Origin of the sequence: Jatrophihabitans sp., assembly GCA_036399055.1 — a bacterium.
Lineage (GTDB): Bacteria > Actinomycetota > Actinomycetes > Mycobacteriales > Jatrophihabitantaceae > Jatrophihabitans_A.
Genome location: DASWNX010000031.1, coordinates 33421 through 59967, shown reverse-complemented (window position 1 = coordinate 59967; position 26547 = coordinate 33421). Strand labels below are relative to the sequence as shown.

Genomic DNA, 26547 nt, shown 5'->3' with positions numbered 1-26547 from the left:
CCTCGGACTTCATCCGATCGCCGGCCCAGCCCCAGAGCACCGTGCGGAGCTTGTCCTCGACGTGGAAGGAGACCCCGTGGTCGACGCCGTAGCGGTGGCCGTCGGCCATCGCGAGCACGTGGCCGCCCTTGCGGTCGGCGTTGTTGACGACCGCGTCGAAGACGGCCATCCGGCGCAGCGCGTCGCTGTCCTCGTGCACCAGCGCCACCGGCCGGTCGGCTCCGTCGTAGGCGTCGACCACGTGCAGGTAGCCCTCCGGCACCGCCCGCGCCGGCACCAGGTCGACGGGGTCCTGGCCGGTGTGGGGCTCGCGCCACGCCTGCACCATGCCAGGACCCGCGGGTCCGTCCCCCCGCAGCACGGTCGGGGGTACGACGTCCCAGCCGATCGCCTGCGACACGGCGTAGGCCGCGACCTCGCGCCCCGCCAGCGTCCCGTCGGGGAAGTCCCACAGCGGGCGCTCCCCCGCCACCGGCTTGTACACGCACGCCGCCGCGACGCCGTCGAGTTCGACCCGGCAGTACAGGGTGGCGTTGGAGGCCGTGGTGATCCGACCCTGGACCGTGATCTCGCCTCGTTCGAGCAACTCCAGAGCGTCGAGCACCGGCATGGCCACCGGCGGAGTGAGCTCAGTCACCCGATCCCAACCGGGCCTGCCGCCGGTAGCCGTTGCTGCGCGGGCAGACATGGCCACCCGAGTCCAACGGCTCGTTGCACAGCGGGCACGGCGGCCGGCCTGCCGCGATCACCCGGCGGGCCCGCTCGACGAAGTCGACCGCAGCCTGCTTGGCCAGCCGGACCCGTAGCGCGTCGGGGCCGTCCTCGGTGTCTTCCAGCAGGCTGGCCTCGGCCTCCTCGGCTGACTCCGCCGGCGCCTGCGCCTCGATGATGACCAACCCCGAGTCGGTGTCGTAGGCCAGTCCCATGGCCGCCACCCGGAACTCCTCGTCGATCGGGCTGTCCAACGGCCTGGTGTCCGGCGCGACCGCCTCGGGCAGCTCGAACCCGCTGCGGCTGGCCACCTCGTGCAGCAATTGCTCCAGCCGCTCGGCCAGCACCAGGACCTGGGACTTCTCCAGCGCCACGCTGACGACCCGGCCGTCATCGACGGCCTGCAGGTAGAACACCCGTTCACCGGGTTGGCCGACTGTGCCGACGATGAAACGTCGCGGCTGGTCGAAGAAAAAGAACTGGCGGCTCATTGCCATAAGCCTAGACGGCGCCGGCGCCCGCACCACCGCCGACGGTCGCATCCGAGGACGCGGCCCGACGGCGGCGAGCACCGGCCTTCGGTGGCGGTGGCGGCACGAACCGGCTGAGCTCGCCGGTGGTGTCGTTCATGCACAGGACGAACGGCCGGCCGGCGGTGTACCGGATCACCGACACCGAGCACGGATCCACCACCAGCCGCTGGAACAGGTCCAGGTGCAGGCCCAGCGCGTCGGCCAGGATCGCCTTGATCACATCGCCGTGGCTGCATGCCACCCAGAGCGCGTCGTCGCCGTGACCGGCCGCGAGCCGGGCGTCGACGTCGCGTACCGCGCGCACCGCCCGCTCGGCCATCGCGGCCATCGACTCGCCGCCGGGAAACCGCACCCCGGACGGGTGTGACTGCACCACCGGCCACAGCGGGTCCTTGGCCAGCGAGTCGATCCGGCGGCCGGTCCAGTCCCCGTAGTCGCATTCCAGCAGCCGCCGGTCCGAACGCTGCGGCACCGTCCGGCCGGCTGCCTTCTGGGCGCGGGTGACGGCCCGGGCGGTCTCGGCGCAGCGCTCCAGCGGGCTGGTCACGACCGCGGCCAGCGAGGCATCGATTGCCCGCACCGCGCGCACTGCCCGCTCGGCCATCGCGGCCATCGACTCGCCGCCGGGAAAGGTGACCCCGGACGGGTGCGCCTGCACCACCGGCCAGAGCGGGTCCTTGACCAGCGAGGTGATCTTGCGACCGGTCCAGTCGCCGTAGTCGCATTCGAGCAGCCGGCGGTCCGACCGCTGCGGCACGGCCCGCCCGGCCGCCTTCTGCGCCCGGGTGACCGCCCGCGCGGTCTCGGCGCAGCGTTCCAGGGGGCTGGTCAGCACCGTCGTCAGCGGCAGCACCGCCAGCCGGTCGGCGACCGCGGCCGCCTGCTCCAGGCCGCGCTCGTCGAGGTGCACGGCCGGCGTTCGACCGGCCAGCACCGGGCCGGTCATCGCGGTCAGGCCGTGCCTGAGCAGCAGGACGGTGGGCATCGGTCTCCCTTTAGGTCGCTGGGGGGTAGGTCGCGGATACGGCTACGTCGCTGAGGGGCTAGGTCGCGGATACGGCGCCGCCGGCGAGCAGCCCGAGCAACAGCACGCCCAGCGCCACTCGGTAGGCGATGAACGTCATGGTCGAGTGCCTGGAGACGAATCGCAGCAGCCAGGCGATGGACGCCAGGCCGACCCCGAACGAGATCACCGTGGCCACCACGGTCACCCCCATGCCGGGCGCGCCGGACCCGCCGATGCGGCGTGCCTCGAACAGGCCGGAGGCGACCACTGCCGGCACCGACATCAGAAACGAGAACCTCGCCGCCGTCACCCGGTCCAGGCCCTGGAACAGGCCGGCGGTGATGGTCGCCCCGGACCTGGACACGCCCGGGACCAGGGCAAGGGACTGGGCCAGGCCCACCACCAGGGCGTCCCGGGTGGTGATGTCCTCCTCCGTGCGGTTCTGGGCGCCGCGACGCTCGGCGACCAGCAGGACCAGCGCCAGCACGATCAGCGCGCTGGCGATCAGCCAGAGATTGCGGGCTCCGGTCTCGATCTGGTGGGAGAAGATCAGGCCGAACACGCCGACCGGGATGGTGGCCAGGATCAGGTACCAGCCCATCCGGTACTCCAGGGTGCCGCGGACCCGCTGGTCGAACAGGCCGCGCAGCCAGGCCACCGAGACGTGCAGCAGCTCGCGCCAGAAGAACAGGACCACCGCGGCCATCGTGCCGAGCTGGATGACGGCGGTGAAGGCGGTGAAACCGGGCTGGTCGACGTCGGGGTTCATCCAGGCCTGCAGGATTCGCAGGTGCGCTGTGGATGAGATCGGCAGGAACTCGGTCAGACCCTGCACCACGCCGTACAACGCCGCCTGCAGCACTGACACCTGGTCGCTCATCGGGCGCCGGGATCGCTGCTCGACAGCCGCCCGGCCCGGTGGCCGCTCACGTCGCGGCCCCTGACTCGCGCAGCGCCTCGGCGGCGGTCCGCAGGCTCGTCAGCCGCTCCTCCAGAGAGCCGCCGTAGGGCATCACGTTGAGCGTGGTGACGCCGGCGGCGGCGAACTCGGCCATCCGCTCGGCGATCCTGGTCGGTGGTCCCAGCAGCGAGGTGGAGTCGATGAACTCGAAGGGCACCGCGGCCGCGGCGGCCTCGTACTCCCGGGCCAGGAACCGGCTCTGGATCTCAGCGGCCTCGGCCTGGTAGCCCATCCGCACGGCGAGCTGGTTGTAGAAGTTGACGTCCTTGCTGCCCATGCCGCCGATGTAGAGGGCGGCGTAGCCCCGAACCGGCTCCGCCAGCGCGCGGATGTCCTCCCCGATCAACAGCGGCACGCTGGCCACCACGTCGAAGCCGGCGAGGTCCTTGCCGGCTTTGGCGCGCCCGGCTGAGATCAGCGCGAGCTGCTCGCCGACGTAGTCGGTGGACAGGAAGATCGCCAGCCAGCCGTCGGCGATCTCGCCGGTCAGCTCGAGGTTCTTGGGACCGACCGAGGCCAGGTAGATGGGGATGTGCTCGCGGACCGGGTGGACGGTGAGTTGCAACGCCTTGCCGGGGCCGTCGGGCAGCGGCAACGTGTAGTGCTGGCCCTCGTAGCGCACCCGGTTGCGGGTCAGCGCCAGGTTGACGATGTCGACGTACTCCCGGGTGCGGGCCAGCGGCTGGGAGAACCGGACGCCGTGCCAGCCTTCGGAGACCTGCGGGCCCGACACCCCGAGCCCCAGCCGGAACCGGCCGCCGGAGAGGGTGTCCAGGGTCGCCGCGGTCATCGCGGTCATCGCCGGGCTGCGGGCCGGGATCTGCAGGATCGAGCTGCCCAGCCCGATCTGCTCGGTCTGCGCGCCGACCCAGGCCAGCACCGTGGGGGCGTCAGAGCCGTAGGCCTCGGCCGCCCAGGCACAGGAGTAGCCGAGAACATCGGCTTCCCGGGCCAGAGCCAGGTTATCGGCATCGTTACCCATGCCCCAGTAGCCGAGGTTCAGTCCGAGTTTCACGTCGGTCACGATACGACAGCCGGCGGCGGCTACCCGCCGGTAGGGCAGGCGGCGGCGGGGCGCGTCCCGCCTCACGCCCGGCCGGTGCACTAGGTTCTGCCCCGTGGAACTGCGCGCGCTGGGACGGAGCGGCCTCAAGGTGTCCCGGCTGGGGCTGGGCACCATGACCTGGGGCGCCGGCACCGACCCGGACGAGGCCGCGGCCATCCTGGTCGCCTTCCACGACGCCGGCGGCACCCTGGTCGACACGGCGGTCTCCTACGCCCAGGGCGATTCCGAGCGCATCCTCGGCGCCCTGATCGCCGACGTGGTGCCCCGCTCGGAACTGCTGCTGGCCTCCAAGGCAGGCCTCAGCTGGGACGGCGACCAGCGGTCGGTGAACACCTCGCGCGGCGCGCTGCTGAACGCGCTGGAGGAGTCGCTGACCAACCTCGGCGTCGATCACCTGGACTTGTGGCAGGTGCACACCGTCGACCACAGCGTGCCGGCCGAAGAGACGCTGGCAGCGCTGGACGCCGCGGTCAGCTCCGGCAAGGTGCGCTATGCGGGGCTGTCGAACTATCCCGGCTGGCGTACCGCGCAGGCCGCGACGTGGCAGCGCGCGGTGCCCGGCCGGACGCCGCTGGTCTCCAACCAGGTGCGCTACTCGCTGCTGGAGCGCGGGGTCGAGCGCGAGGTGCTGCCGGCCTGCGCCGAGCTGGGCCTGGGCATTCTGGCGTACTCGCCGCTGGGCGGCGGCGTGCTGACCGGCAAGTACCGGCACGGGGTGCCCTCGGACTCCCGGGGCGCTGCGCAGGGCCGCAGCCTGGCCAGCTACTCCGACAGCCGCCAGGTGGGCATCGTCGAGGCGGTGGCCACCGCCGCTGACGGGCTGGCGACCTCGCCGATCACGGTCGCGCTGTCGTGGCTTCGTAACCGGCCCGGAGTGGCGGCCGCGATCGTCGGCGCCCGCACCCTGGGCCAGCTGACCGCGGCGGTGCAGTCGCTGGCCGTCGAGCTGCCGCTGGAGATCCAACTGGCCCTGGACGACGTGTCCGCGCCCTGGTCGGGCTATCCCGAGGATGTCCGCTGACCGGACCGGACCCGGCCGATCAGGCGTTCGCCGCTTTCTGCTCGGCCGGGTTGTGGCCGGGGCTGGGCAGCACGCTGGCCGCCGAACTCGCGCAGGCGGGCATCGGCAGCCCGGCCGATGTCAGCGTCGAGGCGCTGAGCCGGCTGCCCAGGGTGGGCCGGCTCCGGGCCGGCCGGCTGTTCTCGGCGTACCTGGCTGCTCAGCCGGCCTACGAGGTGGTCCAGCTGTTGCTGGCCGCGGACCTGCCGGTCAGGCTGGCCGGGCGGGCGGTGGAGGTCTTCGGCGCGGGGGCGCACCGGCTGTTGCGCGATGACCCGTGGCGCCTGCTGCAGCTGCCCGGGGTGGACGTGCCCGACGCCGACGCGCTGGCCCGGGCTGCGATCGCAGGCGTCGGGCTGTCCGATCCGCGCCGGTCCCGGGCGCTGGTGGGTTTCGTGTTGGCTCGGGCCTCGCGCGAGGGCCACACCGTGTGGCCGGTGTCGCAGGTGCGCCACGACCTGGAGCTGTACCGGATTCCGGACCCCGACCGGGCGATCGCCGACGCCTGCGCCGGTGAGGCGGTCCAGGCGGTGACCGGCCCGCCGGTGGACGAGGCTGACTCCACCCCTGCGACTGCCGACTCCGCCCCTGCGACTGCCGACTTCACGCCGGCAGCCGCCGAGCCGATGCTCGCGCTGACCCGGTACGCGGCGGCCGAGGCCCAGATCGCCGAGTCGGTCCGCCGGCTGGTCGACTCGGCCTCGCCGCTGACTCGGCCGGCGAAGAAGGCCGGCCGGTCCAAGAAAGGCGCCGGCGAGATCGCCGCCGCGAAGCAGGCCGGGGCTGAGAAGGCTGACCCCGACGGCCTGGACGACGTGCAGCGCAGCGCGGTCCTCAACGCCCTGACCCACGGGGTCAGCGTGCTGACCGGCGGCCCCGGCACCGGTAAGAGCCGGACTGTGGCCACCGTGGTGCGCGAGGCCGGCCGGGTGGGCAAGTCGGTGGCGCTGGCCGCGCCCACCGGCCGGGCCGCCAAGCGGCTGGCCGAGCTCTGTGACGCCGAGGCGATGACGATCCACCGGATGCTGGGCGTTCAGCCGCGCTCCAACGACAGCGGCGAGATCGATTTCAGCGCCGGGTTCGCCCGGGGCGCGGACTGGCCGCTGGATGAGGACCTGGTGGTCGTCGACGAGGCCTCGATGCTGGACGTGGAGTTGGCCGCGGCGTTGCTGCGGGCCTGCGCCGACGGCACCCACCTGATGATCGTGGGTGATTCGGCGCAGTTGCCCTCGATCGGGCCGGGTCAGGTGCTGGCTGACCTGATCGCCTCGCAGGCCGTCCCGGTGGTGGAGCTGACCACCTTGTACCGCCAGGAAGCCGGTGGCGCGATCGCCCGGTTGGCCACGGCGGTGCGGGCCGGCCAGCTGCCCGCGGTCGACTCCCCCGACCGCGAGGTGGTGATCGTCCCGGCCCGCGGGTCCGCCGACTGCGCGCACCGGGTGGTGCAGTTGATGACCGACTCGATCCCGCGGGCGCTGGGCATCGAGGCCGACCAGATCCAGGTCGTCACCCCGGTGCACCGCGGCCCGGCCGGCACCATCGAGCTCAATGCCGCCCTCAAGGCCCGGCTCAACCCCTCGCCTTTTCGCAAGGGCGCCAACCGCTTCGACCCCGGCGACCGGGTGGTGGCCACCGCCAATCACCTCGAGGCCAGCCCGACGGGTTTCGCCAACGGCGAGGTCGGCACGGTCACCGCGGTCCGCGACAAGGTCGTCACCATCGACTTCGGCACCACGTCGCCGGCGCTGGCCGAGGTGTCGGGCAAGGCGCTGGCCGACATCAGCCATGGCTGGGCGATCACGGTGCACCGGGCGCAGGGCTCGGAGTTCCGTGGCGTGATCGTGGTGCTGCCGCCGGAGGCCTCCAGGATGCTGTCGCGGCCGCTGGTCTACACCGCCCTGACCCGGGCCCGGGCGCACCTGTCGGTGGTGCACGGCAGCGGCCCCGCGCTGGTCCGCGCCGTCCGCGACATCGGCGCCAAACCCCGCCGCACCATGCTGGCGGCCAGCCTGCGCTCAGCCTCCGAGCGCTGAACAGTGAGGCCTGACAACGCTGGGCGACGGCGTGGTTGGCGCGGCTGGTCATGATGGACCGATGACCCCTCCCCTGCGCCGGCTCGGCCTCGACGCGGCGGTCGGCCTGCTGGCCGCCGGGGTGGCGATCGGCGTCGGTGAACTGGTCGCCGCCCTGCTCCGGCCAGCCGCCTCACCGGTGATCGCGGTGGGCAACCGGTTCATCCTGCTCACGCCCGAGCCGGTGAAGAGGTGGGCGATCCGGCAGTTCGGCACTGCCGACAAGGCGGTCCTGCTGGGCGGGATCTACCTGACGCTGGGCGTGCTGGCGGTGCTGGCCGGCTGGCTGGCGACGCGCTCGCTGCGGCTGGGGCTGGCCGGCGTCGCGCTGCTCGGCGCGGTGGGCGGCTACTGCGCGCTGACCGCCAACGCCGCCCGCGCCAGCGACGCCGTGCCCTCGGTCCTCGGCGCGCTGGCCGGGATGGCCGCGCTGGCCGGGCTCGTGCGCGCCGTCGTCGGGACCGCGTTCGAGCCCCGGGCGCCAGGGGCGCTGCTGGCCGACCGGCGGCGGTTCCTGTGGGGCGGGCTGGCCGGCGCCGGGCTGGCGCTGCTCGGCGGGTTCGGCGGCCGGGCGCTGCAGCACCGCCGCTACGACGCCGCGGCGGCCCGGGCGGCGATCCGGCTGCCCGAACCGGTGTCGGGCCCCGGTGCGCTGCCCTCGGCCTCGGCCCAGGCCGCCGGCGGCGCCGCGGGCGCGAACAACTTCGACCTGGGCAAGAGTGGGCTGCCGTTCCAGACGCCGACGGCCCGCTTCTACCGGATCGACACCGCGCTGACGGTGCCGCAGCTCAATCCCGACACCTGGCGGCTGCGCATCTCCGGCATGGTCGAGCGGCCGCTCACGCTCAGCTTCGCCGACCTGCTGGCCAGGCCGCTGGTGGAGCGCTGGATCACGCTGGCCTGCGTCTCCAACGAGGTGGGCGGTGACCTGGTCGGCAACGCCGCCTTTCGGGGCGTGCCGCTGGCCGGCCTGCTCCGCGAGGCCGGCATCTCGCCGCGGGCCGATCAGCTGCTGGCCTATTCCAGCGACGGCATGACGATCGGCTCGCCGACCGCGGTGGTGATGGACGGCCGGGACGCGATGCTGGCCCTGGGCATGAACGGCGAGCCGCTGACCCCCGAGCACGGTTTTCCGGTCCGGATGGTGGTGCCGGGCCTCTACGGCTACGTCTCGGCCTGCAAGTGGATCACCGAGCTGCGTGCCACCACCTTCGCCGATGACCAGGCCTACTGGGTGCGGGGCGGCTGGGCGGCCCGCGGCCCGATCAAGCTGGCCTCCCGGATCGACCGGCCGGCGCCGCCGGGGGTTCTCACGGTCGGGTCGACGACGCCGGTCGCCGGGGTGGCCTGGGACCAGCACGTCGGGGTCTCCCGGGTCGAGCTGCAGGTCGATGACGGCCCCTGGCGGCAGGCCAGGCTGGCCCCGGTTCCCTCGGCCGACACCTGGCGCCAGTGGGTCTACCTCTGGACGCCGGAGTCGGCCGGGCAGCACCGGTTGCGGGTCCGCGCCTTCGACCGGGACGGCAACCCGCAGACCGAGGCGAACGCCGACCCGTTTCCCTCGGGGGCGACCGGGCTGCACACCGTGACCGTCCGGGTGCGCTGACGCCACTGCGCCAAGCAGCGCCACCTGCGGGGATTTCATCTCAATCCGGCCGTCACCCGCCCTGCTTTGCTTGGTTTGGCGCCAGCCGGGTTAGCATCCGAACATCCTGCTTCGGCGAGCTTTTCCTCTCGCCGAGGCGATCGGCGTTGCGATGCGGTCAGCCATGGCCGGTTGAAGATCCACTGAGGGGGCGGCTTGGCGACAGCGGTGAGCACGAGCAAGCCCAAGCTGGGGCGTGAACGCGTCCTGAGCCTGGCTCTGCTGCTGCCGTCCCTGGTGGTGTTCGTGCTGTTCCTGTTCTGGCCGCTGGTCAGGACGTTCCAACTGAGCACCACCGGCCAGGACCTGTTCGGCCGCGCCAACCGCTCAGTGGGCCTGGCCAACTTCCGGGCCGTGTTCGATGATCCGGAGTTCGGCAGGGTGCTCGGTGTCACCGCCGGCTACGTGCTGTTGACGGTGATTCCGAGCATCCTGCTGGCGCTGGTGCTGGCCCTGCTGCTGCAGCACCCGATCCGTGGCCTTCGCATCATGCGCTCGGCCTTCGCGATGCCGTTCGCCTACTCGGTGGCCGCCGCATCGGTGGTGTTCGCGGCCCTGTTCAACCCGGCCATCGGTATCGCGAACTACCTGGTGACGTCACTGGGTTTCGCGCCGGTGGACTGGCTGACCCGGCCGGGCACCGCCTTGCTCAGCATCTCGATCACCACCATCTGGATGAGCCTGGGTTACAACATGCTGGTGCTGCTGGCCGGCATCGGCGGCGTGGACGAGCAGTTGTACGAGGCAGCCAGGCTCGACGGCGCCGGCACGTTGCGGATCGCCTGGTCGATCACGATGCCGATGATCACGCCGACGCTGTTCTTCCTGATCGTCGTCGACACCATCCACGCGCTGCAGAGCTTCGGCCAGATCCACCTGTTGACCAAGGGCGGTCCGACCGGGCACACCACCACACTCGTCTACTGGATCTACCACACCGCCTTCGCCAACGGCGCCTCTGACTACGGCACCGGCTCGGCGCAGGCCATCGTGCTGCTGGCGGTCGTCATCGTCGTCACCGTGATCCAGTTCGGGGTGCTCGAACGGAAGGTGTTCTACCGATGAGCGTCGCAACCGAGGGGCGGCCGGCGACGCGAGCCGCTGACCGGCCCGCCGCCGCCCGACCCCGGCGTAAGTGGTCCGCAGGCCGGCTGGGCCGGATCATCGCCCTCGCCCTGCTGGCGGTGACGGTGTTGTTCCCGGTCTATTACACCGTAGTCGGCAGCGTGATGGGACCCGGCGACATCGCCGCCTCGCCCCCGTCGCTGTTCCCGCACAGCCTGACCTTCGCCAACTACCGCGACGTCTTCTCCGCCATTCCGCTGGGGCGCCAGTACTTCAACTCCACCCTGGTGGCGCTGACCATCACCGTCGCCCAGCTGGTCTGCGCGGTGCTGTCGGCCTACGCCTTCGTCTTCCTGGCGGTTCCGTTCAAGCGGGCGCTCTTCGCGCTGTTCATGCTGACCCTGATGGTGCCGTGGGAAGCGATCATCATCCCGAACTACCTGTTCATGGCCGAGCACCAGCTGCGCAACAGCTACCTGGCGCTGATGCTGCCGTTCCTGGCCGGCGGCTTCGGCACCTTCCTGCTGCGGCAGGCCTTTCGCAGCTTTCCGATCGAGCTGCGCGACGCCGCGACCCTGGACGGCGCCGGCCACACCCGGTTCCTGCTGCAGATCCTGTTACCGCTGTCGCGCCCGGCGCTGGCCAGCGTCGCCATCTTCGTGTTCCTCTCGGCCTGGAACCAGTTCTTCTGGCCGTTGCTGATCACCGACTCCCCGAAGATGCAGACCCTGCAGATCGGCCTGTCGTCGCTCAACGACGCCGAGCAGGCCAATCCCGGTTTGATCCTGGCGGGAGTCAGCATGGCGCTGATCCCCACCGCCCTGCTGGTCGCCTTCGGCCAGCGGTTCCTGGTTCGCGGGCTCACCGCCGGTGCGGTCCGCTGAGGACCGTCCCACCGTTTCGAGCCCGACCTTTATCCGAAAGGCACACGATGAGATATCGCTTGAGCAGGACGTTGTCGTCCGGGGCGGTGGCGCTTGCGCTGACGCTGACGGTGGGGTGCGGCAGCTCCTCGGAGTCCACGGACTCCCCCGGCGGCTCCGACACCGCCCCCGGCGCGGACGTCCTGAAGTCCGCAGGCCCGGTGACGGTGTCGTTCTGGCACGCCATGAAGGGCGCCAACGCCGAGGCGCTGAACACGCTGGTGGCCAAGTTCAACGCCGAGCACTCGGGCAAGATCACGGTCAAGCCCACCTTCCAGGGCAGCTACGACGACACCATCACCAAGTACAAGGCCGCGGTGCAGGCCAAGCAGACGCCGTCCCTGGTGCAGATCTATGACGTCGGCTCCGGCTTCATGGCCGACTCGGGCCAGACCATTCCGGCGCAGGCCTTCGCCGACGTCGACAAGGTCGACATGGCCGACGTGCAGCCGGCGATCAAGGGCTACTACTCGCGCGGCGGCAAGCTGCAGAGCATGCCGTTCAACTCCTCGATGCCGCTTCTCTACATCAACAAGACCGCGTTCACCAAGGCCGGCCTGGACCCGGCCAAGCCGCCGACGAACCTGGACGACATCCGCACCGCCGCCGAGAAGATCAAGGCCAGCGGAGCGGCGAAGTTCGGCTTCGGCGCGGCGATCTACGGCTGGTTCTTCGAGCAGCTCACCGCCCAGGCGGGCAAGACCTACTGCAACAACGACAACGGCCGCACCACCCGGGCCACCGCGGTCACCTTCGACGACCCGGCGCAGGTGAAGGTGCTGACCTGGTGGAAGGGCATGGTCGACGACGGCCTGGCCACCAACACCGGCCGCAAGACCGACGACGCGCAGGCGGCGTTCAAGTCCGGCACGGTCGCGATGCACCTTGAGTCCACCGGCGCGCTCGGCGGCTACGTCAAGGCGGCTGCCGGCAAGTTCGAGGTGGCCACCGCGCCGTTCCCGAAGACGCAGGCCTCTGACACCGGCGGGCCGATCATCGGCGGCGCGTCGCTGTGGATCGGCAAGGAGGGCCACTCGGCCGCCGAGCAGCGCGCGTCCTGGGAGTTCGGCCAGTTCGTGCTCAAGCCCGCCAACGCCGCGTACTGGCACACCGCGACCGGTTACTTCCCGATCACCAAGTCGGCTCTGAACGAGGAGATCGACAAGAAGTGGGTGGCCGAGAAGCCGCAGTTCAAGACCGCGATCGACCAGTTGGCCGCGACTCCTGAGGGCGTGCCGACCCAGGGCTGCCTGCTGGGCGTCCTGCCGCAGGTCCGGGCCCTGGTCGAGGTCGCCATGGAGTCGGTGCTGACCTCGGACAAGGACCCGAAGGCGGCCCTGGACGAGGCTGCCAGCCAGGCCAAGGCGCTGATCGAGAAGTACAACTCGGCGGTCAAGTAGCCCTCGCTAGGCGCTGGGCGGCTCGGCAGGGGGCACAATTGAGCCATGCCGACCCAGACCATGGCGGACGCTGACCCAGACTGGGAGTACGCACCGCTGCGGATCCCCTCGGATGTCACGAGGGTGAACGCAGCGGTGCGGCTCGCATTGCACGCCGAGTACGGCGGCTGGGAGCTCGCCCGTGTGCGCAAGTACTCCGACGGCACCCGTCAGATCCTGCTCAGGCGCAAGCGCCGGGCGGTCGAGCCGGTGCCGATGCCAGGCCTCAGCGACTGAAGGCCCGCCAGCATGAGCTGGCGGGCCTTCAGCGTCTCTTAGCCGAGGCGCGGTCAGCCCGGCGCGGCCCCTCAGCAGCTGCGCAGGAACCGGTCCAGCACCCGCGTGCCGAATTGCAGCGCGCTGATCGGCACCCGCTCGTCGACGCCGTGGAACAGCGCGGTGAAGTCCAGCTCGGCCGGCAGCAGCAGCGGTGAGAACCCGTAGTTGCGGATGCCGAGCAGCGAGAAGGACTTGGCGTCGGTGCCGCCGGACATCATGTAGGGCAGCGGCACGCCGCTGGGGTCCTCGGCCCTGAGCGCGGCGGCCATCGCGTCCACCACCGCGCCGTCGAAGTCGGTCTCCACCGCGATGTCGTGGGCGATGAACTCCCGGCTGACGTGCTCGCCGATCAGCTCGTCGATGGTGTCGTACATCTCGGACTCGTAGCCGGGCAGGAACCGGGTGTCGATGACGGCCTCGGCGTGGGACGGGATCACGTTGGCCTTGTAGCCGGCTTCCAGCATGGTCGGGTTGGCGGTGTTGCGCAGGCTGGCCCCGATCATGCGCGCCAGCCCGCCGAGCTGCTTGAGCGAGGGCTCCGGGTCATCGGGGTCCAGCGGCAGGCCGGTGACCTCGGCGAGCGTCTCCAGGAACCTCCGGACGGTCGGGGTGACGTGGATCGGGAACTGGTGCTGACCGATCCGGCTGACCGCCTTGGCCAGCTCGGTGACCGCGTTGTGGTCGTGGACCATCGAGCCGTGCCCGGCGGGGCCCTCGGCGCGCAGCTTCAACCAACCGATGCCCTTCTCCGCGGTCTGCACCGGGTAGATGCGCAGATCGTCTGCCACGGTGACCGAGAAGCCGCCGACCTCGCTGATCGCCTCGGTGCAGTCGGCGAAGTAGTCGGGGTGGTGGTCGACCAGCCAGTGCGCGCCCTGCCTGCTGCCGGCCTCCTCGTCGGAGAGGAAGGCCAGCACGATGTCGCGCGGGGGCCGCACACCGGTCCGGGTCCACTCGCGGATCACCGCCAGGGTCATGGCGTCCATGTCCTTCATGTCCACCGCGCCGCGGCCCCAGACGTAGTCATCCTTGATCTCGCCGCCGAACGGGTCGACCGACCACTCCGAGGCCTCGGCCGGAACGACGTCGAGGTGGCCGTGGATCAGCAGCGGCGGCCGGTCGGGGTTGGTCCCGGTGATCCGGGCGATCGTCGAGGCGCGGCCGGGCGCGGCCTCGATGATGGTCGAGGAGATGCCGACCTCGTCCAGCTTCTGGGCCACCCACTCCGCCGCCGGCCGTTCGGGGTGCGTGGGGTTGGAGGTGTTGATCCGGATGAGTTCGGACAACAGCGTCGCCACCTCGTCGGCGGCGGTCACGGTGCTCGACGGGCCCTGCCCAGTTGCGGAGGTCATGAGTAGTTCCTACCAGTGCGCTCCGCGCGAATCGAGGTCGGCTAGACTTCGGCCTGCTTCAACACTCGTCCGAGTGGCGGAATGGCAGACGCGCTAGCTTGAGGTGCTAGTGCCCTTTAACGGGCGTGGGGGTTCAAGTCCCCCCTCGGACACGCTGGTTGAGACAGCCTTAGGGCCTGCTACCCCCGTAAGGGCGGTGGCAGGCCCTTTGTCGTGCTCTCGCGAGCATTTGTCTGGGCTGTGTCCGCTGGCAGCGCGGCGAATGGACGATGAGCGGCGAGTCCACGCAAGCCTGGCCCCATGCGCTGCCCAGAGCACAGCTCTCACTTGTAGTCCCACGTGAATGCCCACGCCAGGGCGTGCACTGCCTCGTCGGTCGCCTCGGGGTGGAGTGCTCGAAAGCGAGCGGATGCCTGGTCACCCATCTCGACGAGGCTTCCCGCCGAGAAGGGGTCCGACTCGTAGAAGTCGCGGTGCCAAGCCAAGACCAGCGGCATGACGGCGGCTGCCTCATCTGCGCCGAGCCGTCCAACGACGCGCTGCTCATCCGGCTGCGGCCACGACGTCTGCTTCCAGCCCAGCCACAGGGCAACCGCCTGGCTGACGGTCGCTCCATCCACGGACGGAGGCTATCGCAGGACAGCCGCCTTCTCAGCCGGGCGACACCCACGGGTTGGGTGTGCTTTGTCCGCTCCTCCACGTGCCTCTCGACCTGCCTCCGACGCTCTCACCGTGACGATGGGGACGTTCGGCCCTGCTTCTGCGATGGCGTTCGGCGTTGACTCATACCCGAATGGGCTGCACGTGAACCTGCCGCCGGCTGACCCACACCGGGCCGGGGCACGCCTGGACTGACCATGACAAAGGGAGAGATCGATGAGCGTTGAACAGAGCCTGCGGGAGAGTAACCGGGTCGTTGTCGGGGTAGACGGCTCCAAGCCTTCGCAGGAGGCGTTGCGTTGGGCAAGGTTCATGGCCGAAGCGACCGGCAGCACCTTGGAAGCGGTCATGGTCTGGCAACCGGTTTCGGCCTACAACTGGGGCACCATGGGCTGGGCAGCGGTTCCCTCGGACTGGAATCCCGCGGAGGAGGCTCTCCGAGTGCTGACCAGCGCAGTGGACGAGGTGTTCGGTCCGACCAAGCCTGAGGGCCTGGTCCTGACGGTGCGTGAAGGTGGTGGCGCGGCGCCTGCGCTGATCGACATCAGCAACGGGGCTCAGACGCTGGTGGTCGGTAGTCGTGGCCATGGCGGCTTCGCCGGCCTCCTGCTCGGGTCGGTCAGCACCGCCTGCGCCGAGCATGCCAGCTGCCCCGTCCTCGTCATTCACGGCGTGACTTCGCCACCCTCACGTCCGGCACGACCTAGCGATGCGGACGAGTGACATGACACGGCAGAGACGAACGATAACCGTCGGGATCGGCGACCAGGGCGCGATGCAGCTCTTGGATTGGGTCGCGGTGGTGGCCCATCGTGGAGACGTCGTGCATCTCGTGCACGCCTATGACTCCTTGCCCTACGCCGCCGTGGACTGGCAACTGCCCATCGATGACGACGACCTGCTCTACGCGGCCTCGGCCCGCCACGCCGCCTACGCCGCATTGGCACTGCGCAGGAAGCGACCCGACCTCACGGTCGACGCCGAGATCTCACGGTGTCCCTCGACCCGTGCGCTTCCTGCCGCAGCCAGCGAGGCGGACCTCGTCGTGGTCGGCTCACCACACCGATCCGGCAGCCGCTCTGCTCTGCGCCAGTTGGCGTGGCGTTCACGATGCCCGGTGCTGGTCATCGGCGATCAACCGCCACCGGTCGGGCCGGAGCACGCGCCGGTGACGGTCATGCTGCGAGACCTGCCCAACGACGAAGCAGCGCTTGAAGCCGGGTTCGAGGCGGCAGCTGAGCGGCGTAGCGGGCTGATCGCACTGCGAGCATGGCAGCCGCGATCCAGGGCCGGCCTCGCCAGTGCCGAAGCCGAGGAACAGCTGGCTCTGCAGCTGCTCCTATCCGCCTGGACGCCCCGGTTTCCCACGGTAGGCGTGTCCATCCAGTTGCGGATCGGCGATGCTCGCTCGGTTGTGCACCAGCACGCAGCCGACACTCCCCTACTCGTCATGGCAAACGGTCCTGCCGCAGACGTGCCGGAGCCAGGCCTGGACGTGGTGGTGGACATCGCGCTGCAGGTGAGACAGGCGCCGACGCTGCTCATCCCGTCATCGGCCTCGCAGGCATGGTTGGCCTATGAGCGACTGGACCAGCTCACGCAGCCGGTCAGCTGAGGGAGCAGGCTCTCAAGCCCGATGGCTACCTTCTCGGCTCGTATCGCAACGCCACTGCCCCTGAGCCGAGCAGGCCAGGGCCGAGCGGCACACCCGCGATGGTGTCGCTCATGCGAGGTCCTCGCGTCGCGGGTATGAGTCCTGGGTGCCGCGGCGCCCCACGGAGAACGCTGCCGCGTCGTTGGCGAACCGCACAGCGTCCGACAGCGCGTCACCGTGGGCGATCCGGTCGGCCAGAGCGCCGACGAAGGCGTCCCCCGCGCCCGTCGTGTCCACGACCGGCACGGCACGCCCGCAGACGTGCTCGGGCAGGCCGCCCGCCTCGGCGAGCACCGCGCCGCGCGCGCCGAGGGTGAGCACGACCGACCGCGCACCCAGGCTCAGCAGCTCGGCAGCGACCTCGGCGCCATCACGCTCAGCCGGGTAGCCGCCCAGGAGTGTCGCGGCTTCGTTCTCGTTGACGACGAGCGGGTCGGCCGCGGCAAGGACCTCTGCAGGCAGGGCCGCAGCGGGCGCGGCGTTGAGGATGACCCGCACACCCCGAGCGAGGGCCGCCGAGGCGGCGTACGCGACGGTCTCCACGGGGAGCTCGAGTTGCAGCACGAGCACCGCCGCGCCGGACCACACGTCCGAGACCTCGTCGACGAGCGCGGTGGTCGCCCAGGCATTCGCGCCGGCCGAGACGACGATGGAGTTCTCGCCGTCCGGGGTGAGCAGGATGACGGCAGTAGCCGTCGGTGCGGCGACCCTGCGCACGCCGGACACGTCGACGCCGCTGCGGACGAGGGAGGCGGTCACGACGTCGCCGAAGCTGTCGCCTCCGACGCACCCGATGAAGCTGACGCTCGCGCCGAGCCGCGCCGCGGCGACGGCTTGGTTCGCGCCCTTGCCGCCAGGGTGACTCTCCGTCGACGCGGCCAGAACCGTCTCGCCGGGCGCCGGGCGATGCGCGACCCCCAGCACCAGGTCGAAGTTCGCCGAGCCGATCACCGCGACTCGGCCGAGCGCACCGCCAGCTGACGACATCCTGCTCCTCACAACACTCTCCACCAGCGCGCCATCACGCGCTACGTCGCGCACTTGCTGCCGGTCACGCTCTCAGCCTGCGTGCTACTCGCCGGGGTAGCGGACGCCGATCGCGGCGCGCACGGCGTCCATGGTCGCCATCACCGCCACCGAGTCCTCCGGCGTCATGAGCGGGCTGGCTGTCTGCCCCGATGACAGCAGTCGCTCGACTTCCGCCGCCTGGTACTGCATCCCCCGGCCGCTGACCGGTTGCTCGAATCGCTCCACGACCTCGCCATCGGCATCGCGCACCGTCACCGCTGCCGGCGCGTACCAGATCGCGTCTATGTCGATGCGCCCCTCGGCGCCGAGCACCACCGCGGTGTTGGGCCCGAGCGTCTGGCTCGAGGAGTACGACGTGGAGAGCGCGGAGCCCTCGTGGCGCAGGACGGTCGCGACCGACGCGTCGACACCCGTCTCCTTCAGCGTGCCGCGAGCGGTGACCTCGACGGGCGGGCCGAGTATGTCGTGGGCGAAGGACAACGGGTAGACGCCGAGGTCCAACAGCGCGCCGCCGGCGAGGTGCGGGTTGTTCAGCCGGTGCGCGGGATCGGCCGGCAGCCGCTGGGTGTGGTCGGCGTGCAGGGAGTGAACCTCCCCCAGTCGACCGCTGCCGATGACCGACCGCACGAACGCCATGTGCGGCAGGAAACGCGTCCACATGGCTTCCATAACCAGGAGCCCGTGGCCGCGGGCGGCTTCGACGACACTGCGTGCCTCGCGGGCGTTGACGGCGAACGCTTTCTCCACCAGCACGTGCTTGCCGGCCTCGAGCGCGGCGAGCGCGTTGGCGGCGTGGAGATTGTGCGGCGTCGCGACGTACACGACGTCGACGTCGGGGTCGCCTACGAGGTCCTCGTATGACGGGTGCGCGCGGTCGATGCCGAACTCGCCGGCGAAAGCGGTGGCGCTGTCGGCGGACCGCGAGCCGACAGCCGTGACGCGATGGCCGTGCGCTAGCAGATCGCGGGTGAACGCCCGAGCGATGCCGCCGGTGGCCAGGATCCCCCACCGGATGCTGCCGTCGGACACCGGCGCCGGTTGCGGTGGCGTCACGACGACGCGCCGTAGTCGAGCACTATCTGCAGCGCGTCCTGCGGTGCGGAGTCGAGCAGCTCGAACGCGGCGGGCGCGTCACTGTCTGGCACGACATGCGACACGAGCTCGGTCAGCTTCAAGTCCCCTGCGCCTTCCAGAGTCAGGACTGTCCTCGACATCCGCAGCTCGTCCCACCGGTGTCGCAGGTGCGGCGCGACGCCGTAGATCTGCGAACCGACGATGTTCACTCGGTTGTGATGGAACTCCTCGCCGAGGCGCAGCGCCGTCGCGGGCCCTTGGAAGAACCCCGACGCCACCACGCGGGAGCTGTAGCCGACCGTGCGGATGGCCTCGCTGAGCGCCTCGTGGCTCCCGCTCATCTCGATGACGACGTCCGCGCCGCGGTTGCCGGTAGCCGCTCGCACCACGGCTGCCACGTCGTCGCTGCGCGGGTCGAGCGTCGCAGCGGCGCCGAGCCGGTCGGCAAGCGTTCGGCGCGACGCCACGGGGTCGACTACTGTCACGCGAGCGCCGTTGAGCCGGGAGAGCTGGGCGACGATCTGGCCGGGAACGCCGGCGCCGAACACCACGACCGTCTCGCCGACGTGGATGTCGGCATCGAGAACGGCGTTCATCGCGATCGCGCCGATCTTGGCGAAGACCGCTGCGATCGGCTCCGAGTCCCCCGGCAGCAGCCGCGCACGCGCGTGCTCGGCCGAGCGCACCGCCAGTGACCGGTGGCCCCACGCCCCCCACACCCAGCGCCCGACCAGATCGGCGTCACCGTCGGACCCGACGGCGACGACCCGGCCGACCTCCTCGTAGCCCCAGCCGTCGACGGGGTAGGCCAGCGAGGAGTCCCCCGGCACGAAGAGCAGCCGTTCGGCATCCCAAAGCTTTTCGAGATAGGGATTGCTGCCGCGGTAGGCGGTGAGCTCAGTGCCGGCCGAGATGCCGGAATAGGTCGTCTCAAGCAGCACCTCGCCGGGACCGGGCTCGGGGTCGGCGAACTCGACGACCTCGGCCTTGCCCGGCGCCGGAAACCGAACCATCCGCGCCATGGTTCTCACTACCTCCGCGAGTCGGTGGCGACGTCGACCGCGACCGACGTCGAATCTCCGGTCAGCGCCACGGCCGATGTGTCGTGGGTCGTCGTCACCGTCATGATCTGTCATCATGCCCGAGTAGGACTTCACCGAGTGGGACAGGGCGCGGCCGTCGCGGCGAGCCAGAGTCAGTTCCCGTCGCGCCTCCGTCCCATGTATTGACACTCATGTCTAAAGTGAGCGCGTCACGTGGCCAGCACGTGCGCCCCGCGAGCGAAGGAACCGGCCATGCGTCTGTCACCGTCCAACATCGTGGCCGCGGCCGCGTGTGTGCTCCTCACGGCCTGCACCGGCCAGACGATCGAACCGAATCAGGACAAGTCAGACGCGTCAGCGGGCAAGGCGACGTCGATCCGCTGGCTGATCGAGGAGCCCGAGGACGCGGCCGCGCTCAAGGCGCTGAAGGACCACGTCGCGACCTTTGAGAAGCAGTCCGGGATCAAGGTCGAGACGTCCACCCTGCCGTTCGACACGATGCGGACCGTGCTGCAGACGCAGCTGCGCTCGGGCGAAGGGCCCGACGTCTTCAACTGGGGCTCGGGCCCCAGCTTCGGCGGCGCGCTGATCAAAGCCGGGCTCGTCGCCGACATCACCGAGGCCTACGACAAGCACGGGTGGAAGATCTTCGACTTCGCCAAGGAGCAGGTGACCGTGGACGGCAAGGTGTACGGCATCCCTGGCGAGATGGAGACCATCGGGCTGTTCTACAACAAGGACGTCTTCACAAAGCTCGGTATCCAGGAGCCGAAGAGCCTGGACGACCTGCGTGCGGCGGCTGAGAAGGTGCGCGCGAACGGCATGGTTCCCCTGGCGGTCGGCGACAAGGAGGGCTGGGAGGGCGGTCACCTGCTGAGCATGGCGCTGGCCAGTGACATCGGGTCCGACGCCGTGGAGTCGATGTTCAGCGGCGAGAAGTCGTGGAACTCGCCCGAGGTCGTGTCGGCGTTCCGGCTGTGGAAGGACTTCAACGACAAGGGCCTGCTGCCGAAGTCGCCGACCTCCGTTGACTACGACAACTCCACGTCGCTGTACTTCTCCGGCAAGGCCGCGATGATTCCGACCGGCAGCTGGCTGGTCGGTGAGATCGACGACGACGCCAAGTTCGAGAGCGGCTACATCCCCTTCCCCGCGCCCGACGGCCCGGGAATCTTCACCGGCGGTCTGGGTTCGGGCCCGTTCATCTCGGCGACGACCAAGAAGAAGGACGCGGCGATCCAGTTCCTGAACTTCCTCGCCTCCGAAGAGCACGGCCGGTGGACGGTCGAGAACCTCCACACGATCCCCGCTCAGCCGATTAAGACCGAGGGGCTGAAGATCTCCCCGTTGTCCGCCCAGGTGTTGCAGGACACCGCGAAGTTCTCCGAAGGCGGGGACTTCGGCCACAACATCGACGTGATGGTGAGCGACGCCGTCAACAAGGCGATGTACGACGGCATGCAGGGCGTGATGACCGGTCAGCGCACGCCGGAGGAAGCGGCGGCCGCGATGGAGAAGGCGGCGAAGAAGTAACGTCGGGCCGACGGGGGAGATCTCGACGTGACCACGCAAACACCCATCGGCGCGCCGGCCGTCGCACCTCCTCCTGGGATGCGACGCCGGCGGTGGCGGCGGTCCGCGATTCGATCCGAGGCGCCGCCAGCCACCCGCAAGGCTCAGGCGCGCCTGGGGATCGCCCTGGTGACGCCGTTGCTGGTGATGGTGGCCGTCTTCCTGCTGTTTCCGATGATGAACGCGGTGTACTACGTGTTCGTCGAGTTCGACGGTCTCGACCCCAGCCCGCCCTGGGTCGGCTTTTCGAACTTCACCGAGCTCGCAGCAGACCCGGACGTGTGGGCGGCTTTCAAGAACAACGTGATCTGGATCGTCGTCGGGACCATCGCTCCGCTCGTCCTGGGGCTCGGGCTCGCCCTGCTGGTGTGGAAGCTCGAGCGTGGGAGCGTGTGGTACCGCATGGCGTTCTTCCTCCCGTACGTGCTGCCACCCGTGGCGATCGGCGTCGTGTGGAGCTGGATCTATGAACCCTCGCGCGGATGGCTCAACCGCGTGCTGGAGGCAGTCGGGCTCGGCTCGTGGACGACCGGCTGGCTCGGCAACCCCTCGACCGCTCTCTACGCCGTCCTCGGCACGGCGATCTGGGCTGCCATGGGATTCGTCTTCGTGATCATCCTGGCCGCCCTGCGCAACGTGAACGCCGACCTCGTCGACGCCTCTCGCCTCGACGGCGCGAACGCCGGGCAGCGGCTGCGCTACGTGATCCTGCCGCAGATCATGCCGGTGTTCATCATGGTCGCGACCCTCACGCTGATCGGCGGTTTCAGCGTCTTCGACATCATCTTCGTCATGACCGGCGGCGGCCCGGCTGGCGCCACGGACGTACTCGGGACCTACGCCTACAAGAGCGCGTTCCAGCTGAACCGCATCAGCTACGGGACCACACTCGCGCTGATCATCACCGTGATGGCCGTGCCCTTCGCGATCGTGATGAACAGGCTGCAGCGCAAGCTCTCACTACAGGGGATGGGCGCATGAGACCTGGACAGGCAGCGCGCAGGTCGCGGCTCGCGGGCAAGCATGCGCTGCTCATCGCGATCTCGCTGTTGGTGCTCTTCCCGCTCGTCCTGACGGTCTCCACTGCTTTCAAGACCAGCCGGGACGTCAAGTTCAACCCCTTCGGGCTGTTCTCGTCCTTTTCCACCGAGAACTTCGTCACGGCCTGGACGGTGGGAGACTTCGGCAAGTACGCCCTGAACTCGCTACTGCTCACCGTGCCGAGCACGGCCCTGGTGGTCTTGCTCTCGACGATGGGCGGCTACGCGTTCGCACGGCTGCCCTTCCGTGGGCGGGGCATCGCCTTCTACCTCGTGCTTCTCGGGCTGCTGGTCCCATTCTTCACCTACATGATCCCGCTGTACTTCCAGCTGCGGTCGATGCGCCTGCTGGACACCCTGCTCGGGGTGAATCTCGTGCTTGCCAGCACTGGGCTGTCGTTCGGCACGTTCTTCATGCGCGCCTTCTTCCTCGACCTGCCCAATGAGCTCGACCAAGCGGCGCGTCTGGACGGGGCTTCCGAGCTGCAGATCTTTGTGCGGGTGATGCTGCCCCTCGTCACGCCCGGCGTCGGCGCCTTAACGGTCTTCACGTTTCTGCAGAACTGGAACAACTTCCTGGTCCCCCTGCTCTACCTGCCGACCGCGCAGTACCGCCCGCTCACGACAGGGCTCTACCTCTTCCTCGGCGGGCGTTCGGTCGACATCGGGCCACTCGCGGCGGGGACGTTGATCACGATTCTGCCCGTCATGGTGCTGTACGTCGCTCTCCAGAAGCATGTGACGCAAGGCTTCCTCTCCGGTGCGGTAAAGGGTTGAGCACCGCACCGCTACGCCGACGTCAGGATGGTCAGTGCACGACGTACTCGATCCTTGCGACCTGATCCCCGACGAGGCCGAGCAGCTCGCGCACAGCGGCTATCCCCTGGGCGCCCTGCGATCTGACGCGCGCGACGCGGCGACCGCGAAGGACTTTCCCCGCTTGGCAGCGGTGTCCACGCGCTTGGGCGAGCTGCAGCGCGCAGCGGACTGGGGCTACGAAGAGCCCGAGGACGACCGAGCTTTACTGCAGATCGCCGGCAGCGCCCGGTCTGTCGCCTTCACGGCGGAGGAGCTGCCCGGCCGATTGCGCGGGGCGTGGCTTGGCAGGGCGGTCGGGAACACATTGGGAAAGCCCATCGAGGGCCTGACGCGCTCGCAGGTGGAGACCTACCTGCGAGCTGCGGGCCATTGGCCGCTACGGGGCTACCTCCCGCTGCTCGACCCGCTACCCGCGGGAGTGCCCGCACTGCATCCCTGTGCGCCGGAGGCATGCGCCGGCCAGTTCGTCGACGTCCCACGCGACGACGACCTCGACTGGACGATCCTGGCCCTGCACGTCCTCGAGGTGCACGGCCGCGAGTTCACCACCGAGCAGATGGCAGCCGCCTGGCTGGACTGCGTGCCGTTCACGCAGACCCACACCGCCGAGCGGGCGGCGTACCGCAACCTGATCCACGGGCTTCGTCCGCCCGCGACGGCGACGCACAACAATCCCTATCGGGAATGGATCGGCGCGCTCATCCGCGGCGACGCCTACGGCTACGTGTCTCCAGGCGATCCAGCCGCAGCCGCAGGCATGGCGCTCGTGGACGCCCGCCTGAGCCACACCGCGAACGGCAAATACGGTGAGATGTGGGCAGCCGCGCTCGTCGCGTCAGCACTGGCGGTGTCGAGCGCCCGCGAAGCGCTCACGCTCGCCCACGCGGTGCTGCCGCCCCGGTCGCGCCTGGCGCAGGCGCTCGACGCCGTTCTGGCGATGCACCGCGACGGCGCAAGTCACACCGCCGCGCTCGACTGGGTCGATGAGGCACTCGGCTTCTACCCCTGGGTGCACACCGTCAACAACGCCGCCCTCATCGCCATCGGACTGCTGTGGGGCGCCGACTTCCTCGACGCCCTCGGGATCACCATCTCGGGCGGACGTGACACCGACTCCAACGGTGCGACCGTGGGCAGTGTCTTCGGGGCCTTGCACTCGGCCGACGCCGTCCCCGCCGAGCTCGTCGGCACAACACACGTGCGGGTCCGCAGCGCGGTGCATGGCTTCGACGGCATCAGCATCGACGAGCTCGCCGCACGCACACTCCGTCTTGCGCGCAGTGAGCTACGGAACTAGGGCGATCTTGCCCGAACGGCCGGCGTCGGCCAGCTGGTAGGCCGCGCCGGCCTCGGCGATTGCGAACGTGTCGGAGACGATCACCTCGGGGTGCAGGTTCCAGACGGGCAGGCGGGAGACCAGTTCGCGCATGTGCTCGAGACTGGTGACCCAGGAGCCCAGGATGGTGATCGAGGGGTGGATCAGGGTGGGGCTCACCTCGGGCACCCGCAGGCCGTTGCCCTCGCCCACGAGGACGACCCGCCCACGCTCGCGGACCAGGGCGATCGCGGCGCCGCGGCCGGACTCGCTGCCCGAGCAGTCGATGGCCACGTGCGCCCCGCCGTCGACTGCGGCACGGGCGGCGTCGACCTCGTCAGGGGCGAAGGCCGCATCGACCGCGCCGAGCCGGACGGCCAGCTCCCGACGCTCCGGGCTGGGATCAAGGCCCACCCTGGGGACGGCGCCCAGCTTGCCGCCCAGTAACCCCGCGGCCAGCCCGACGGGTCCGAGACCGACCACGGCCAGGGCGTCCCGCCCGCTGACCTGAGCGCGTATCAGGCCCTCGTAGGCCGTGCCGAAGCCGCAGGCCACGCAGGCGCCGTCGAGGTAGGTGACGAAGTCGGGAAGGACGACGCAGTCTCGCTCCTGGGCCAGGATCAGGTCGGCGTGACCGCCGTCGCGCTGCCACCCGTAGGCGGCGCGTTGGGGTGAGGTGCAGCTGATCTGGTAGCCCCGGACGCAGTCGTCGCACTGGCCGCAACCGCTGATGTGGTAGACGCAGACCCGGTCTCCGACCCGCAGGCGGATCGCGCCCGGGCCGAGGGCCACGACCTCGCCGGCGGGCTCGTGGCCGGCGACCACGCCCTGGTACATCTCGGCTGGGTCACCCTGGACGTGCTCGCGGTAGATGGCCCGGATATCGGAGCCGCAGATGGTCGAGGCGCGCATGGCCAGCAGCACCTGCCCGGGTCCGGGCTCGGGGTCGGGCAGCTCTCGGAGGTCGACGGTGGAGTCGCCTGGCAGAAATACACCGCGCATGCGTGGATTCCGATCTGGTCTGAGGTCTAGCGACGGCAGCGATGACCTACATGCTGCTGTCTTGTCGCTCCGGTGGGAATAGCGGTGTCTGGATCGGGCGCCGTCGCCTGACGGACGGGCTGCCCGGCTCAGGGAGGGCGCGGTCACGAGCAGCTCAGTGGCCGCTCCTGGCCAGCGGCGGTGATGATAGGCAGATGGCCTGCGATGACCCTGTCGAGCTCGTTCCCGGCGTGTGGCAGATCCGGCAGCAGTTGAGCGAGGAGGTGCCGCTCTACCTGCATCTGGTCGTGGGTCCAGAGGGTGCGGCGCTGGTGGACGGCGGCCTGCCGTTCAGCCTGCCCTGGATCGAGCGGCTGATGGCGGCGGCCGGTGTGGGCGAGGACGACCTGCGTTTCCTGCTCAACACCCACGCCCATCACGACCACATCGGCGCTTTCGCCGAGTTGCGCGCGCGCACTGGCGCTCGCGTCGTGGCCGACCCGGCAGCGGTGCGCTGGATCGAGGATCTCGAGGTCAACTTGCGGGAGTTCGCCCTGCATCGTCCGGACATCATCGCCGACTCCCCCCAATTGCGAGCCGAGTTGGCCCCGACCTTCGGCAGGCCCTGCCACGTCGACGTGACGATCACCGACGGAGGCGCCGTGCGTCTGGGCGGTCCAGTGGTGCTGGAAGCGGTGCGGCTACCCGGCCACGTCGAGGGCGAGCTCGGCTGGCTGGAGCGGTCCTCGCGCACGCTGCTGCTCGGCGACATCGTGACCGGCACGTCGTGGAGCTTCTTCCACGGGCACCTGCTGCCACTGCAGCTGCGCCGCTCCCTGCGCCGGCTACGGGCGCTGACCCTGGACGAGGGCGTGCGGCTGGTGTGCCTGGCGCACTACGCCAGTCGAACGGCAGCCGAGTTCCTCGACCTGCTCATCGAGGTCGAGCGCTACCTCGATCAGGTCACCGACACGGTGGAGGGCGCCCTGGACGCCACACCGCGGTCGCTGACCGAGGTGTGGCGGCGCACGTGCGCCCAGATGGGTCGGATCGAGGAGTTCCGCGGGCTTGCGATGGTGCAGGCGCATCTGCGCGAGGCGGTCGCCGCAGGGCGCGCACGGTGTGTGGGGCCCGACCTGTACGTGGCGTTACGATCAGATGGTCGACCGGCGGCATCGCCTCTGTAGGTCAGGATCACCCAGTGCGGATCAGTGATTCCCCGGTTGCGACGCCCATGGCCGGCCCTCG

The 26547-nt window shown here is 70.2% G+C and carries 25 protein-coding genes and 1 tRNA gene; 15 read left to right on the top strand and 11 right to left on the bottom strand.

What is annotated here, in order from left to right; genetic code table 11:
• From VGB75_14495 to VGB75_14475, 5 genes are all read right to left on the bottom strand, one after another.
• The coding region (locus tag VGB75_14495; protein HEY0168248.1) for an SCO1664 family protein at positions 1 to 637 on the bottom strand (637 nt) is incomplete at its 3' end.
• Positions 630 to 1202 (bottom strand): DUF3090 family protein, encoded by a 573-nt coding sequence (locus VGB75_14490; GenBank protein ID HEY0168247.1) that lies wholly within the window; start codon positions 1200 to 1202, stop codon positions 630 to 632. The genes VGB75_14490 and VGB75_14495, both read right to left, overlap by 8 nt.
• A 10-nt stretch (positions 1203 to 1212) precedes the next feature.
• Positions 1213 to 2229, bottom strand: a complete 1017-nt coding sequence (locus tag VGB75_14485) for an MSMEG_4193 family putative phosphomutase (GenBank protein HEY0168246.1) — start codon at positions 2227 to 2229, stop codon at positions 1213 to 1215.
• Positions 2230 to 2287: 58 nt separating this feature from the next.
• The gene (locus VGB75_14480) at positions 2288 to 3130 is read right to left on the bottom strand and encodes an undecaprenyl-diphosphate phosphatase (protein HEY0168245.1); all 843 of its coding nucleotides are present in this window, start codon (positions 3128 to 3130) and stop codon (positions 2288 to 2290) included.
• A gap of 46 nt (positions 3131 to 3176) precedes the next feature.
• The gene (locus tag VGB75_14475) at positions 3177 to 4226 is read right to left on the bottom strand and encodes an LLM class F420-dependent oxidoreductase (GenBank protein ID HEY0168244.1); all 1050 of its coding nucleotides are present in this window, start codon (positions 4224 to 4226) and stop codon (positions 3177 to 3179) included.
• Between the two features lie 103 nt (positions 4227 to 4329).
• Here VGB75_14475 and VGB75_14470 point away from each other — a divergent pair, with 103 nt between their 5' ends.
• From VGB75_14470 to VGB75_14440, 7 genes are all read left to right on the top strand, one after another.
• The gene (locus tag VGB75_14470) at positions 4330 to 5298 is read left to right on the top strand and encodes an aldo/keto reductase (GenBank protein HEY0168243.1); all 969 of its coding nucleotides are present in this window, start codon (positions 4330 to 4332) and stop codon (positions 5296 to 5298) included.
• A gap of 50 nt (positions 5299 to 5348) precedes the next feature.
• Positions 5349 to 7370, top strand: a complete 2022-nt coding sequence (locus VGB75_14465) for an AAA family ATPase (protein ID HEY0168242.1) — start codon at positions 5349 to 5351, stop codon at positions 7368 to 7370.
• A 61-nt stretch (positions 7371 to 7431) separates the two neighbouring features.
• Entirely contained in the window at positions 7432 to 9015 is a 1584-nt protein-coding gene (locus VGB75_14460) for a molybdopterin-dependent oxidoreductase (GenBank protein HEY0168241.1), read from the top strand.
• A gap of 207 nt (positions 9016 to 9222) precedes the next feature.
• Positions 9223 to 10119 (top strand): sugar ABC transporter permease, encoded by an 897-nt coding sequence (locus VGB75_14455; GenBank protein ID HEY0168240.1) that lies wholly within the window; start codon positions 9223 to 9225, stop codon positions 10117 to 10119.
• Complete coding sequence (locus VGB75_14450; GenBank protein HEY0168239.1) at positions 10116 to 11003, top strand: carbohydrate ABC transporter permease; 888 nt, start codon at positions 10116 to 10118, stop codon at positions 11001 to 11003. The genes VGB75_14455 and VGB75_14450 overlap by 4 nt, the downstream gene beginning before the upstream one ends.
• A gap of 59 nt (positions 11004 to 11062) precedes the next feature.
• Complete coding sequence (locus VGB75_14445; GenBank protein HEY0168238.1) at positions 11063 to 12442, top strand: ABC transporter substrate-binding protein; 1380 nt, start codon at positions 11063 to 11065, stop codon at positions 12440 to 12442.
• 45 nt (positions 12443 to 12487) lie between these two features.
• Positions 12488 to 12718, top strand: a complete 231-nt coding sequence (locus VGB75_14440; GenBank protein ID HEY0168237.1) for a DUF5703 family protein — start codon at positions 12488 to 12490, stop codon at positions 12716 to 12718.
• A gap of 71 nt (positions 12719 to 12789) precedes the next feature.
• Here VGB75_14440 and VGB75_14435 read toward each other — a convergent pair whose 3' ends face one another.
• Positions 12790 to 14112 (bottom strand): M20/M25/M40 family metallo-hydrolase, encoded by a 1323-nt coding sequence (locus VGB75_14435; protein HEY0168236.1) that lies wholly within the window; start codon positions 14110 to 14112, stop codon positions 12790 to 12792.
• Between the two features lie 67 nt (positions 14113 to 14179).
• Here VGB75_14435 and VGB75_14430 point away from each other — a divergent pair.
• Positions 14180 to 14264: transfer RNA gene (locus tag VGB75_14430), tRNA-Leu, on the top strand.
• A gap of 171 nt (positions 14265 to 14435) precedes the next feature.
• Here VGB75_14430 and VGB75_14425 read toward each other — a convergent pair.
• Positions 14436 to 14732: a hypothetical protein gene (locus tag VGB75_14425; GenBank protein HEY0168235.1), complete on the bottom strand. Its 297-nt coding sequence runs from the start codon at positions 14730 to 14732 to the stop codon at positions 14436 to 14438.
• Positions 14733 to 14988: 256 nt separating this feature from the next.
• On the opposite strand from VGB75_14425, the gene VGB75_14420 reads away from it, so the two are divergent.
• Together VGB75_14420 and VGB75_14415 are read left to right on the top strand one after the other, a co-directional pair.
• On the top strand, positions 14989 to 15495 hold the full coding sequence (locus tag VGB75_14420; protein ID HEY0168234.1) for a universal stress protein: 507 nt from the start codon (positions 14989 to 14991) through the stop codon (positions 15493 to 15495).
• Positions 15482 to 16387 carry a universal stress protein gene (locus VGB75_14415; protein ID HEY0168233.1) on the top strand — a complete coding sequence of 302 codons (906 nt, stop codon included), beginning with the start codon at positions 15482 to 15484 and terminating at the stop codon, positions 16385 to 16387. Before VGB75_14420 ends, VGB75_14415 begins: the two co-directional genes overlap by 14 nt.
• Positions 16388 to 16495: 108 nt before the next feature.
• Here the strand turns inward: VGB75_14415 and rbsK are convergent, their stop codons facing one another.
• The 3 genes from rbsK to VGB75_14400 all read right to left on the bottom strand — a co-directional run bounded on the left by rbsK (position 16496) and on the right by VGB75_14400 (position 19542).
• The gene (gene rbsK / locus VGB75_14410; GenBank protein ID HEY0168232.1) at positions 16496 to 17413 is read right to left on the bottom strand and encodes a ribokinase; all 918 of its coding nucleotides are present in this window, start codon (positions 17411 to 17413) and stop codon (positions 16496 to 16498) included.
• Positions 17414 to 17497: 84 nt separating this feature from the next.
• Entirely contained in the window at positions 17498 to 18508 is a 1011-nt protein-coding gene (locus VGB75_14405; protein ID HEY0168231.1) for a Gfo/Idh/MocA family oxidoreductase, read from the bottom strand.
• Positions 18505 to 19542: a zinc-binding alcohol dehydrogenase gene (locus tag VGB75_14400; GenBank protein HEY0168230.1), complete on the bottom strand. Its 1038-nt coding sequence runs from the start codon at positions 19540 to 19542 to the stop codon at positions 18505 to 18507. The genes VGB75_14405 and VGB75_14400 overlap by 4 nt, the downstream gene beginning before the upstream one ends.
• Before the next feature lie 282 nt (positions 19543 to 19824).
• Here VGB75_14400 and VGB75_14395 point away from each other — a divergent pair, with 282 nt between their 5' ends.
• The 4 genes from VGB75_14395 (at position 19825) to VGB75_14380 (ending at position 24300) form a co-directional block, all read left to right on the top strand.
• Entirely contained in the window at positions 19825 to 21105 is a 1281-nt protein-coding gene (locus VGB75_14395) for an extracellular solute-binding protein (protein HEY0168229.1), read from the top strand.
• 186 nt (positions 21106 to 21291) lie between these two features.
• Positions 21292 to 22125 (top strand): sugar ABC transporter permease, encoded by an 834-nt coding sequence (locus VGB75_14390; protein ID HEY0168228.1) that lies wholly within the window; start codon positions 21292 to 21294, stop codon positions 22123 to 22125.
• Entirely contained in the window at positions 22122 to 22961 is an 840-nt protein-coding gene (locus VGB75_14385) for a carbohydrate ABC transporter permease (protein HEY0168227.1), read from the top strand. The genes VGB75_14390 and VGB75_14385 overlap by 4 nt, the downstream gene beginning before the upstream one ends.
• Before the next feature lie 34 nt (positions 22962 to 22995).
• On the top strand, positions 22996 to 24300 hold the full coding sequence (locus VGB75_14380) for an ADP-ribosylglycohydrolase family protein (protein HEY0168226.1): 1305 nt from the start codon (positions 22996 to 22998) through the stop codon (positions 24298 to 24300).
• Here the strand turns inward: VGB75_14380 and VGB75_14375 are convergent.
• Positions 24289 to 25320, bottom strand: a complete 1032-nt coding sequence (locus VGB75_14375) for a zinc-binding dehydrogenase (protein HEY0168225.1) — start codon at positions 25318 to 25320, stop codon at positions 24289 to 24291. The two genes, VGB75_14380 and VGB75_14375, sit on opposite strands and share 12 nt — an antisense overlap.
• Before the next feature lie 194 nt (positions 25321 to 25514).
• Here VGB75_14375 and VGB75_14370 point away from each other — a divergent pair, with 194 nt between their 5' ends.
• On the top strand, positions 25515 to 26486 hold the full coding sequence (locus VGB75_14370; GenBank protein HEY0168224.1) for an MBL fold metallo-hydrolase: 972 nt from the start codon (positions 25515 to 25517) through the stop codon (positions 26484 to 26486).
• Positions 26487 to 26547: the final 61 nt, after the last annotated feature.